11 protein-coding genes are annotated in these 11151 nt (G+C 63.0%); 5 read left to right on the plus strand and 6 right to left on the minus strand.

The annotated features are described in order from the left end of the window. The first annotated feature begins 81 nt into the window (after window positions 1–81). The 4 genes from KJQ96_RS07895 (at window position 82) to KJQ96_RS07910 (ending at window position 2422) form a co-directional block, all read left to right on the plus strand. Window positions 82–891, plus strand: a complete 810-nt coding sequence (locus tag KJQ96_RS07895; protein ID WP_213286109.1) for an SDR family oxidoreductase — start codon at window positions 82–84, stop codon at window positions 889–891. Window positions 892–968: 77 nt separating this feature from the next. Beyond that, a complete protein-coding gene (locus tag KJQ96_RS07900) occupies window positions 969–1502 on the plus strand; it encodes a YkgB family protein (RefSeq protein WP_213286110.1) in 534 nt (177 codons plus the stop codon). A 75-nt stretch (window positions 1503–1577) separates the two neighbouring features. Further along, window positions 1578–2033, plus strand: coding sequence for a carboxymuconolactone decarboxylase family protein (locus KJQ96_RS07905; RefSeq protein ID WP_213286112.1), 456 nt, complete (start codon window positions 1578–1580; stop codon window positions 2031–2033). Between the two features lie 176 nt (window positions 2034–2209). Next, window positions 2210–2422 carry a hypothetical protein gene (locus KJQ96_RS07910; RefSeq protein WP_245319827.1) on the plus strand — a complete coding sequence of 71 codons (213 nt, stop codon included), beginning with the start codon at window positions 2210–2212 and terminating at the stop codon, window positions 2420–2422. A 128-nt stretch (window positions 2423–2550) separates the two neighbouring features. On the opposite strand, the gene KJQ96_RS07915 is transcribed toward KJQ96_RS07910, so the two are convergent. Continuing rightward, window positions 2551–3543 (minus strand): LysR family transcriptional regulator, encoded by a 993-nt coding sequence (locus KJQ96_RS07915; RefSeq protein WP_213286113.1) that lies wholly within the window; start codon window positions 3541–3543, stop codon window positions 2551–2553. Window positions 3544–3648: 105 nt separating this feature from the next. On the opposite strand from KJQ96_RS07915, the gene KJQ96_RS07920 reads away from it, so the two are divergent. Further along, window positions 3649–4704, plus strand: coding sequence for a hypothetical protein (locus KJQ96_RS07920; RefSeq protein WP_213286114.1), 1056 nt, complete (start codon window positions 3649–3651; stop codon window positions 4702–4704). Window positions 4705–4738: 34 nt separating this feature from the next. Here KJQ96_RS07920 and KJQ96_RS07925 read toward each other — a convergent pair whose 3' ends face one another. The 5 genes from KJQ96_RS07925 to KJQ96_RS07945 all read right to left on the minus strand — a co-directional run bounded on the left by KJQ96_RS07925 (window position 4739) and on the right by KJQ96_RS07945 (window position 11104). Continuing rightward, window positions 4739–5797, minus strand: a complete 1059-nt coding sequence (locus KJQ96_RS07925; protein ID WP_213286115.1) for an alcohol dehydrogenase — start codon at window positions 5795–5797, stop codon at window positions 4739–4741. Between the two features lie 34 nt (window positions 5798–5831). Next, complete coding sequence (rsmA, locus tag KJQ96_RS07930) at window positions 5832–6689, minus strand: 16S rRNA (adenine(1518)-N(6)/adenine(1519)-N(6))-dimethyltransferase RsmA (RefSeq protein ID WP_213286116.1); 858 nt, start codon at window positions 6687–6689, stop codon at window positions 5832–5834. Continuing rightward, window positions 6686–7690, minus strand: coding sequence for a 4-hydroxythreonine-4-phosphate dehydrogenase PdxA (gene pdxA / locus KJQ96_RS07935; RefSeq protein WP_213286117.1), 1005 nt, complete (start codon window positions 7688–7690; stop codon window positions 6686–6688). Before pdxA ends, rsmA begins: the two co-directional genes overlap by 4 nt. A gap of 3 nt (window positions 7691–7693) precedes the next feature. Beyond that, on the minus strand, window positions 7694–8635 hold the full coding sequence (locus tag KJQ96_RS07940; RefSeq protein WP_213286118.1) for a SurA N-terminal domain-containing protein: 942 nt from the start codon (window positions 8633–8635) through the stop codon (window positions 7694–7696). A 72-nt stretch (window positions 8636–8707) separates the two neighbouring features. Then, window positions 8708–11104 carry an LPS-assembly protein LptD gene (locus KJQ96_RS07945; RefSeq protein WP_213286241.1) on the minus strand — a complete coding sequence of 799 codons (2397 nt, stop codon included), beginning with the start codon at window positions 11102–11104 and terminating at the stop codon, window positions 8708–8710. Between the last annotated feature and the right edge of the window lie 47 nt (window positions 11105–11151).

Here is an 11151-nt window from a genome sequence, read left to right on the forward strand (position 1 = left end):
TCGATTTTGCCAGATACCCATCAATTCCGGAAGGGTCTATCCATCAGCGCGAGCAACGAACCCCAACCAACGGAGATGGACATGACCCAGACCAAAGGCACTGCTCTTATTACCGGCGCATCATCCGGCATCGGCGCGATCTACGCCGATCGCCTGGCGAAGCGCGGCCACGACCTCATTCTCGTTGCGCGCAACAAGCAGCGGCTCGCATCGCTGGCGCGCCGGCTCGCCAACGAGACCGGCCGGAAGGTGGAGACGGTCGAAGCCGATCTCACATCCCCGGCGGACCTGCAGCGCGTTGAAAATATCCTCAAAGCCAATGCGGGTATCTCCTTGCTGGTCAACAACGCCGGCGTCGGCGCGGCAGCCCCGCTGCTCGCTTCCGACGTCGACAAGATGGACGACATGATCCGCCTGAATGTCACCGCACTGACGCGGCTGACCTATGCGGCGGTCCCGGGATTTGTTGCGCGCGGCAACGGCACGATCATCAACATCTCGTCGGTCGTCGCGATCGCGCCGGAGGTGCTCAATGGCGTCTATGGCGGCAGCAAAGCGTTCGTGCTCGCATTCAGCCACTCGCTCGTTCACGAACTCGCGGACAAGGGCATCCGCGTGCAGGCGGTGCTGCCGGGCGCCACCGCCACCGAATTCTGGGATGTCGCCGGCACGCCGGTTCATCAGCTTCCAGCGCAGATCGTGATGTCGGCCGATGACTTGGTCGATGCTGCGCTCGCCGGTCTCGACCTCGGCGAGACCGTGACCATTCCATCGCTGCCGGACAAGGCAGAGTGGGATCGCCACGAGACGGCGCGACAAGCCATGTCGGACAGGCTTTCGAGTGCCATCCCGGCCCCTCGCTACAATTTGCGCAAGCGCGTGGATGCGTGAGCGCTCGGCCGACGCACGACAAGTCGTGCAGCCGGATATCGGATTGAAACCCTGACGCCATGAAAACGGAGATTACCATGTCACGCATTATCACCCAGCTCCCGGCGCCGATCCTCGCACCGGACTCCATCATCCGATGGCGCGATCAAGCCGAACGCCTACTCGTCTACGCTGAGCCGGTCAGCCGAGCCGGCCTCTATTTGTCGCTCGGGATCATCTACGCCTGGTTCGGCGGGATGAAGTTCACCGATTATGAGGCCCAGGGGCTGGTGCCGCTGGTGGAGAACAGCCCGCTCGTGAGCTGGTTCTATGCTCTGCTTTCGGTCCGCGGCTTCTCCAATTTCCTCGGCTTCGTCGAACTCAGCATCGGGCTGCTGATCATCCTCAGACTGGCAAGCCCGATCTTTTCTGCAGCAGGCGGCGTTCTCTCGGCCGGACTCTTCGTCACCACCGTCAGCTTCATGATCTCGACGCCAGGCGTCGTGGTGCCGGAGCTCGGGGTACCCGCGATCACGGTCGCGCCGGGTCAGTTCCTCCTGAAGGATGTCGGCCTGTTCGCCGCCTCTTTCTGGGTATTCGTCGACTCTCTGAAGGCGGTGGTTCGCAGGTGAGCGGCCGGTCGTCATCCCGAGAAAAGAAAATGACTACTTCCGTTTGAGCAAGAACAGTCATCAAGGCGCAAGAAAATGAGTAAGCGTCTCGACTACAACCAGATCGCGCCGGCAGGCGTGAAAGCATTGGGCGGCGTCTACGGTTACGTCATGCAGAGCGGCCTTCCTCCTGCGCTGGTCGAACTGGTTTACCTGCGAATTTCCCAGATCAACAACTGCGCCTATTGCCTCGACATGCACACGCGCGACCTGCTCAAGAAGGGAGAGAAGATCGAAAAACTCGCGGTGGTGCAGGCGTGGGCGGAAGCCGGCAATCTCTTCGACGAGCGCGAGCGCGCCGCGCTTGCATGGGCCGAGACGGTGACGCGCGTCGCCGATACCGGCGTGCCGGATCAAGCATATCAGGCCGCCCGCGCCCTGTTCGAGGAGCGCGAACTCGTGGACCTCACGATCGCGATCGGCCTTATGAACGCCTACAACCGCATGGCAATCAGCTTTCGGAACACACCGCAGGCGGCGCTCGGAAAGTAGGCATTAGGCATACCATGGCCGTGATCGTCCCGGGAAGTTTGCAAGGATATGGCACGTCGCCTCTCGGCGAGGTGCCATCCTCTATTCCCGCTTTTTCCCGAAAGTGCTATCATTCAATGATCGTTGTACTCGCAAGGGATGTCGGTTGGCTTTGTTCACCCCGGGGAGGTGACGTCGTGGCTAAATTGGATGACCGCACGATTGCAAACATGGAAGTTGCGTTGGAAAAGGCCTGCAGCCGTTTTCCCAACGGCGGCGATCATGAAAGCCGCAAATACGTCGCCCGAAAGCTGATGCAGAGTGCAGAGGAGGGAAACACCACCTTGGGCGGACTGGACGTTGTCGCGCACCGGGCCGTTCAGGAATTATCGAAGCCAAAGTCGGCATAACGGTGGCATCGCGCAAATGATCGCTGGCTTAGTGGCTCTTTGGAATAGGCCACATTTCTAACGTTGATCGGCTCCGGCATCCGAAAGCCTTCACGCTAGCTGCCGTAATCAGTCGCAATAGGTGGCGCCTACACAATCCGCTTGTCCGGCGTGCCGGCCGATCCCCTGGGGTTGACGAACGGCGCGAGCAGGGTCTGCGGGTCCGATATCAGGTCGGGATGACCGCGTAGATGCTCGAGCATGAAATTCACGAAAGCCTTCACGCGAGCGGCAAGATGTTTGCGGCTGACATAGTGAATGAAGATGCGCGCGGGTTGTGACACGGATTCCGGCAACACCGGCCTTAAGGTCCCGGCACGAAACAAGGGAAGGACAAACGGTAGCGGAGCGAACACCAGGCCCTGACCGTGGATGGCTGCCGTGACCAGTGCGGGGATATCGTTTGCCAGGAAGTTGCCGCTGATGGGCGGCGCTTCAGAGGGGTGTCCCGGGCCTAGTCTCCAGGGCACAGATTGAGAGTCCCGGCCGCGCAGCCGCAGACAATTGTGCCGCGACAATTCGCGCACCGAGAGTGGAATGCCGCGCTCGGCAAGATAGGAGGGTGCTCCGCACACGACAAAGTGCAGCGGTGCGACCTCGCGCATCACCATGGTGCCGTCGCGTGCCTCGCCGGCGCGGATGCCAACATCGTAGCCTCCCGCGATCATATCGGTAACCGTATCGTCGAGATGCAGCTCCAGTTCGATGCTTGGGTAGCGGCGACTAAAGTCGGGAATAAGGGGCAACACGTAGACTCGCCCGAACGGCGACAGGCACGTCACTTTGAGAGTGCCCGTCGGAGATTTCCCTCGTTCCGTGATGACCGACTGCGCATTTTCCAATTCGCGCAGCGGGCCGCAGCAGCGCTCGTAGTAAGCCCGCCCTTCCTGTGTCAGCGAGAGCTTGCGCGTGGATCGCTGCAGCAGACGCACGCCAAGTTGCCGCTCCAGCCGCTGCACGTTCTTGCTTACGGCAACCGGCGTAACGCCCAACTTCTTGGCCGCGCCGGCGAAGCTTCCTGCCTCGACGGCCCGCACGAAACCGACCACACCGCGGATGCTCTTCACGATCAGCCAATCCAATCCCAAACTTTTGGTTAGCAATGATAGGAGCCCGGCTGATCTAATCAAGCGTGCGTTTTGCTGCCAGTATCCGCGCAAACCGCGATCGAACAAAGGTCCAACGGCATGAAGACTGTTTTGCTGGCCGCCGCGATGGCTTGTGCAGGGCTGCTCCTCGGCATGCCTCTTCACGCAACGACTGGGCTTGCAGGTGACAGCATCGTCGGAACCGCGACGCTCGAACTGCAGGACGCGGCAACCGGCCGCCAGGTCATTACCGAGCTTTGGTTCAAGGCCGGTCCCGACGCAACGATCGAATGGTTCTCCCCGCGCGTGCCGCTGCGTCCAATCCCGATCGCCCGCAAGGCGGAGCCACAGCCGCCTCCAGAGAAGCGCTCGCTGATTGTGATTTCGCACGGCAACTGGGGATCGCGCTTCTCGCAGGGCTGGCTCGCGCTTGAACTGGTCAAGGCCGGCTACGTGGTCCTCTCCACCTCGCACCCGGGAACGGTCGGCGACGATCAGACCGTCGCAGGCCGCTATCGCTTGTGGGACCGCTCGCGCGATGTGTCATTTGCCCTGGACGAGGTCTTCAAGAACCAAAAATGGGCTGCGCTTGTCGATGCCGATCGTATCGGCTTCGTGGGCCACTCGTTCGGCGGTTGGACGGGCGTCAGCCTGGCCGGTGGCAGGTATGACCCCGCTCAACAAAGAGCCTTCTGTCAGGCAGCCGAGAACAAGGACTTCTATTGCCAGGGCACGCTCAAGGACGACATCGCGGGGGTCCCGGCACAGGACGCGGGAGAATCGTTCAAGGACGCGCGGATCAAGGCCTTCTACATCATGGGCTCGGGGCCGGGGCAGGGCTTCATGCCCGACTCGCTCAACTCGATCAGCGTGCCGTTTGTGGTCGATACGGCGCAATTCGACGAGATCCTGGACCCCATGTCGAATTCCACCAATCTAGCCCGGCAGATCCCGGGCGCTCGGGAGGTGGTGCGCGCGGTCGGGCACTTCGCCTATGTGCCCGAGTGCCGCTCGTTCATAGGCCCGATACTCACGCGCTTGGCGGGTCTGCCGCTGTGCGATGACCCAAAAGGCGTGGATCGCAGGCTCGCGCACGATGCTGTGGCACGCGAAGTCGTTACGTTCTTTGATAAGACTTTGGCGCGAGCACCTTAACGCCGGGCGGAGGCGTTGCGGCAGCTTTGGTCCCTCAGTTCTTCAGCACGATACGTCCCACCACCTTGCCGGCGCGCAGCTCGTCGATCCATTTCTGGACGTCAGCCATCGGCTCTTCCTTCATCGGCGTCGGCTTGATCTTGCCGGCGCGTGCGAGTGCCATCAATTCCTTGGCCTCGGCGAGGGTACCGACCATGAAGCCCTCGATGGTCATGCGCTTGTAGACCCATTGCACCATCGGCAGGCTGAAATTGCCGCCCATCAGGCCGGACACCACGATCTTGCCGCCGCGTGCGACCGTCGCAACGGCGAACGCCATCGATTTCTCATTGCCGGCAAAATCGACGACGCCGTCGAAGCCGCCCTCGGTTTCTTTCAGGATGCGCCTTATGATTTCGGGCTCGGCCGGATCGTAGGCAACCGCTGCGCCGTTCTGCAGCGCAGTCTCGCGCGCGGCAGGAGATAGGTCGGCGACCGTGATGTTCTGCTTGAACATCGCCTGCGCGAATGAAAGCCCCATCATGCCGACGCCGCCGAGCCCGATCAACAAAAGGTTGCGCTGCCGCGGACGGTCGACCAGCCGCTTCAGCGCGCCGTAGGCGGTGACGCCCGAGCACATCAGCGTCGCCGCCTGATTGACCGGCAGCGGATCGTAATCCAGCAGATATTTGGCGTCGGGCACCAGCACGTGAGTGGCAAAACCGCCGTCGATGGACACGCCGAGGAAGCGCTGCTTGACGCAGAGGTTTTCGTCGCCATTGGCGCAGTCGCGGCACTGGCCGCAGCCGATCCAGGGAAATACCGCCTGTTTCTTTCCGATCAGGTCTTTCGGCACATCGGGACCGACTTCATCGACGACGCCGGCAATCTCGTGCCCGAGCGTGAACGGCAGCGTCATGCCGCGCGTGGTGTCGAGCCTTTTGCCGCCGCCGAGATCGGCATAGCCGTCCTGGATATGCAGGTCGGAATGGCAGAGCCCACAACGTTCGATGCGGACGAGAACTTCGCGTCCTTGCGGCTTCGGCGTGTCGACGATGGTTTCGCACAACGGCGCATCGAACTTGACCAGGGACTGGCGACGCATCAGCGCCATGGCATCATCTCCTCGAGCAGTTCCTTCAGGGCGTTTACGCTTTTATGCTTCGTATATCGGTTAATTCGCGGGCCATGGCAACAAAGCCGGAGATTGGAATGGTTTCGGCGCGCCTGGTCGCGTCGATATGCGCGGCCTCGGCCAGCCGGGCCGGATCGACCGAGAGCGATTTCAGGCTCTGCCGCAGCATTTTGCGGCGCTGGCCGAAGGCCGCGGCCGCCACCTGTTCGAGAGCCCGGCGGTCACACGGCTCGGGTGCCTCACGCGGCACCAGCCGCACTACCGAGGAGGTCACTTTCGGCTGCGGCACGAACGCCGCAGGGGAAATGTCGAACAGGATTTTGGTCTCCGAGCGCCAGTTGGCGAGCACCGCGAGCCGGCCGTAGGCCTCGTCGTTCTCCTTGGCGACGATCCGCTCGGCCACCTCGCGCTGAAACATCAGCACCATCATGTCGTACCAGGGTGGCCATGGCTCGATCGAGAGCCAGTCGACGAGAAGCGCGGTTGCGATATTGTAGGGCAGGTTGGCGACGATTTTTGCGCGCTCGCCGCCCAGCATCGGGCGGGGATCGAAGCGCTGCGCGTCAGCGTGCACGATCTCAAGCCGGCCAGGGTAGCGCCTGGCGATGTAATCGAGCGGGGCCAGCGCACGCTCGTCGCGCTCGACCGCGATGACGCGTTTGGCGCCGAGCGCCAGCAGCGCGCGCGTCAGGCCGCCGGGGCCGGGGCCGACCTCGATAATCGTTGTGCCTTCGAGCGGGCCGGCGGCGCCCGCAATCCGCGCGGTGAGGTTGAGGTCGAGCAGAAAATTCTGGCCGAGCGATTTGCGGGCCGACAGCGAATGTTCGCGGATGACTTCGCGCAGCGGCGGCAGATCGTCGATCGCGCTCATGAAGGTTTCGTCGCCGCCATGCGCGCGGCGAGCCGCAGTGCCGCGGCGAGACTCGACGGGTTGGCTTTGCCGGTGCCGGCAATGTCGAAGGCGGTGCCGTGGTCCGGCGACGTCCGGATGAACGGCAGTCCCAGCGTGACGTTGACGGCGTCGTCGAACGCAATCGTCTTGATCGGGATCAGCGCCTGGTCGTGATACATGCAGATCGCGCAGTCATAGGTCTTGCGCGCCGCGGCGTGGAACATGGTGTCTGCGGGTAGGGGCCCCCTGGCGTCGATGCCTTCCTTGCGCAGCATTTCGACCGCGGGTGCTACGATGTCGATGTCTTCGTTGCCGAGGGAGCCGTCTTCGCCGGCATGCGGGTTGAGGCCCGATATCGCAAGCCGCGGTTGGGCGAGGCCGAAATGGGCTTTCAGATCCGCAACCGCAATCCGGGCCGTCGTGACGATCAGCTCGGCCGAGAGCTGGGCCAGCGCCTCGCGCAGCGAAAGATGGATGGTCACGGGAACGACGGCGAGCGCCGGCGACCACAGCATCATCACCGGCTGCGGCACGCGGCCGCCATCGGCGGCAAGCTCGGCGAGATACTCGGTGTGGCCGGGATGGCGGAATCCGGCGCGGTAGAGCACGCTCTTGGCGATCGGGTTGGTGACAACGGCGCCGGCGCGTCCGGCCCTGACATGGTCGACCGCATGGCGAATCGAGGCAAGCGCCGCGCTCGCGCTGGTCTGGTCTGGCTGTCCGGGGCGCGCGGTCGCGATGTCGCCGGTTGCGACCACGGGCAGGGCCTTCGCAAATGCCGCGCTCGCTTCCTCGGGCACGGCGTCGGCGAGGTCGACCGACAACCCCAGGATCTTCGCCCGCTCGGCGAAGAAGGCGCGGTCGCCGAGCAGGTAGAACGGCGGGAGGTCCAGTTCACCGCGCCGCCGCCACGCTTCAAGGGCGATGTCGGGGCCGATGCCCGCAGGTTCGCCCGATGTCAGCGCGAGGGGCTTTGCCATGCATCAACGATATTCGATCATCGCAGCTTTGCGGATGTCGGCCAGGTAAGCCTTCGACTTTGCCTCGTACTTCTGCGTGTACATCTTTTCCCGGATTTCCCGCTTCTTCGGCGTATCGATCTTGGTCGGCTTGCGGTCGCACAACGCCACCATCTCCACGCCTTGTTTGGTGATTTCGGGCGGGGTCAGGCGACCGATCGGCGTCTTGTCCAGGAGCTCGCGAAGCGGGCCGGGTATGTCGGCCGAAGTCTTGGTGACGATGCCGCGGATCGCGGCATTCTGCATCGACTTGAAGTAAGAGTTGGCCTGCTCGCAGCTCTGCACGCGCTCGCGCAAGGACTCTGCCTCCTTGCGCCGCAAGTCGATCGCGCTTTGCGCCGAACCGCGCGGCACGATCAGCACGATTGGCTGCAGCCTGTATTCGAACGCATCCGCCTGGGTCGCGTCGCCGCTTTGCTGGGCGGCGTCGGCAACGTCCTTCTCGCCGACCTGGAGGCTCTCCTTGAAACGGCCGCGCACCAGGCTGCCCCAGACCATCTCGGCCTTGAGGCGGGCCTTCAGCGTTTCCGGCCGGACCCCCTGGCTCTCCAGGGACTTGGTCAACTGTTCGGGCGAGATACGCATCCGCTGGCTCATCCCGGCAAAGGCCTGGTCGATATCGCTCGCCGAAGGGTCGACGCCGAACCGCTTGGCTTCCTTGATCTTCACCTTTTCGTCGATCAGTTCCTCGATCACCTCCTTGCGCGGCATCTGCTTCCGCGTGGTCAGGAAGTTGAGCTTGGTGCGCTGCTCTATATCGAGAGTGGTGATGGGCTCACCGTTCACCATCACCGCTACGGACTGCGCTTGCAGCGGTGAAGCGCCGCCGGCCAGAACGGCAAGCGCAACGGCGCCGCCGGCGATCAGGGACCAAAATCGGCAAGGAAGGAGCGTAATGGTCGTCATGGTCATATCAGTCGTATCAACCAATTCGTACCGCGCGGTGCTGGGTATTCTCCGTCAAGGTCGGGCCTCACGCTACTGAAGGCCGCTGGTGCCGGACGACGAGGACGAATTCGCAATGGTCCGTAGGCCGATCTGCACCATGAAAGCGTGATTGAGCACCGGCGGCGTCGTCCCGGCGGAGTAGGTATAGGACGTGACGTAGTTGGCGGCCAGCACGAAGCAGTCGTCCACATAGCCGGCGCCGATGATGTACTGGTTCAGCTTGTTGGCTTCAAGATCCCAACGAGCGGCTCCCGAAACGACCCAGTTCGACGCCACCTTGATGGAAGCGCTGCCGAGCAGGCCTTCGCGCCGGGTCAGATACCCGAGTTCCGGCTGGGCGGCATAGTTGCCGTACATCATGCTGACCGACCAGCGGTCGAACGAGGCGCGTCCTTCGGCTTCGAAGCGATTGACGTTCATCGTCGCTTCATCCATGCGCGAGCGCACGCTGAACGTATAGGTCCGGTTCGGCGAGTAATTGACGCGGGCGACATAGTCGGACCGGGTGTTCTGCAGGCCGGATTCGAGGCCGGTATTGGTCGGGTCCTGCACCGCATACGAATTCAGGCCGAACAACTGGTAGGATTGGCCGAACAGCACATTGACGCTGCCGCCGCGATCGAACTGCGTGGTCGCCTGCACGCCGACATTGGCGCGGCCGCCGCCCTCGACGCGGTCGTAGCCGGAGAACTTGTCGATCGCGAACAGGTTGCTGGCGTCGAACACCATGCTCTGCGCGTCTTCGTTCGGCAGCCGCCCGGCGAAGGTCTCGTTCGGACGAGCGATGATCTGCGCAATCGGCTCGATCGTGGTGGTGCCCCACGGCTGAACGTTGATGAAGGGGTAGCGATATTCGAGGCCGACCGTCGGCATCAGCCGGACCGCCTGCGTGTCGCCCACGGGCAGGAAGTTCGAAACGCCCGGCTGGTTCGAGATCGAGGCGTTGATGGCGTCTGCGCGCAGGATTGCAAAAGGCGTCCAGATCTGACCGATCGGATCGGTGTACGAGCGCCGCCACTGCCCTTCGGCCGTCAGCCGCGTGTAGGTGCCGGGCATGCCGCGCAGCAGGCACTGCGAGGGAATCCGGGCCAGCGGATCGGCCGATGCGGTGAGGCACAGGCCGTTGGTGTTGGCCAGCGTCGTGATCGGGTCGAACGCCGCGGTCGTGCGCGACAGGCTGGTGAAGTTCGTCTTGTAGCTGACCTCACCGCCGAGGATCGGGTGGTTGATCACGTTGGAATAGTCGATGACCGGATGGATCACCGGCACCTTGTCCTGGTTGCCGGAGAAGGAGAGGTAATGGATCGTGCGCGCATCGAAGAAGCTGCGATTGCCGACACCGGTCAGATAGAGCTGCGAAATCGCTTCCGTCGGCAGGGTCAGGAACGAGCCCAGCGGATCCCTGTATTGGGCCAGCCTGTAGTCCGAGAAGAAGAAGTAGTCCGACAGCAGGACGCCGTCCCAACCCCAGACCCATTTGTCGTTGAGGGCGAACTGGCCCTTGGTGTCGATGCCGCCGCGGAAGTCGCGATCGCCGGGCTGACCGGCGAACGCGCCGGGATCGAGCTGATTGATGCCGTAGCCGCGGATCTGGTACGAGCCGTTGATCAGCCGCTGGCGGAATTCGCCCTGGAACAGCACGCCTTGCCGTGTCGTGAAGCGCGGATTGAACGTCGCGTCATAGTCCGGCGCGATCGCCCAGTAGAACGGGGTCTCGACGGCGTAGCCATAGGTCGAGTTTGAGCTGTAGGCCGGCATCAGGAAGCCCGTCTTGCGCTTGACGGTCGGATCGGGCGTCGAAAAATACGGCAGATACGCCATCGGCACGCCGAAGAATTCGAGCTGCGCGTTCTCGAAGTACAGCATCTTGTCGGTCTGGTCGTGGATGATGCGTGCACCCTTGACCTGCCATAGCGGCGGCTTCTTCGGATTGTCCTTGCACGGCGCGCAGGCGGTATAGACGCCGTTTTCGAACACCGTGTAATTGCCGGCAGAACGGTCGGCGCGCGTCGCCGCCATGCGCGTATCGTCAGCCGTATCGACACGCAGCGAATCGACGAAACCGTCGCGGTAGTCGTCGCTCAGATCCATGATGTTGGCGTAGGTGACTTTGCCATCCGCATCCGTCAGGCGGATGTTGCCTTCTGCATGCAGCCGCTTGGTCTTCTGGTCGTAAATGACCTTGTCGGCCTCCACGCTGGTGCCGTTGTAGAACATCTGCACGTTGCCGACCGCCGACACGCGCTGGTTGTTGTAGTCGTAGTCCACCTCGACGGCTTGCACGAGCATCCTGCCGTCGTTGTTGGCAGGGCGTGGCGGCGGCTTGGGCGGGCGCGGATTGTAGGTGAAGCTTTGCGCCGCGGCGGGAGCTGTCAGGGCAAACTCGATCGTGCCGCCGAAAACCAGTCCGGCAAGCAGAGCAAACATAGGTACGCCAACGGCGGCCAAGCGGGCTCGATAGCGGCGCACGGTGG

Origin of the sequence: Bradyrhizobium sp. sGM-13 (genome assembly GCF_018398875.1) — a bacterium.
Taxonomy (GTDB): Bacteria; Pseudomonadota; Alphaproteobacteria; order Rhizobiales; family Xanthobacteraceae; genus Bradyrhizobium.

Bases quoted from the DNA above. Each gene is read 5' to 3' on its own strand.
- KJQ96_RS07945 (WP_213286241.1), bottom strand. From the start codon at position 11,104: ATGTTTGCTCTGCTTGCCGGACTGGTTTTCGGCGGCACGATCGAGTTT.
- KJQ96_RS07905 (WP_213286112.1), top strand. From the start codon at position 1,578: ATGAGTAAGCGTCTCGACTACAACCAGATCGCGCCGGCAGGCGTGAAA.
- KJQ96_RS07925 (WP_213286115.1), bottom strand. From the start codon at position 5,797: ATGGCGCTGATGCGTCGCCAGTCCCTGGTCAAGTTCGATGCGCCGTTG.
- KJQ96_RS07900 (WP_213286110.1), top strand. From the start codon at position 969: ATGTCACGCATTATCACCCAGCTCCCGGCGCCGATCCTCGCACCGGAC.
- rsmA (WP_213286116.1), bottom strand. From the start codon at position 6,689: ATGAGCGCGATCGACGATCTGCCGCCGCTGCGCGAAGTCATCCGCGAA.
- KJQ96_RS07920 (WP_213286114.1), top strand. From the start codon at position 3,649: ATGAAGACTGTTTTGCTGGCCGCCGCGATGGCTTGTGCAGGGCTGCTC.
- KJQ96_RS07940 (WP_213286118.1), bottom strand. From the start codon at position 8,635: ATGACGACCATTACGCTCCTTCCTTGCCGATTTTGGTCCCTGATCGCC.
- pdxA (WP_213286117.1), bottom strand. From the start codon at position 7,690: ATGGCAAAGCCCCTCGCGCTGACATCGGGCGAACCTGCGGGCATCGGC.
- KJQ96_RS07895 (WP_213286109.1), top strand. From the start codon at position 82: ATGACCCAGACCAAAGGCACTGCTCTTATTACCGGCGCATCATCCGGC.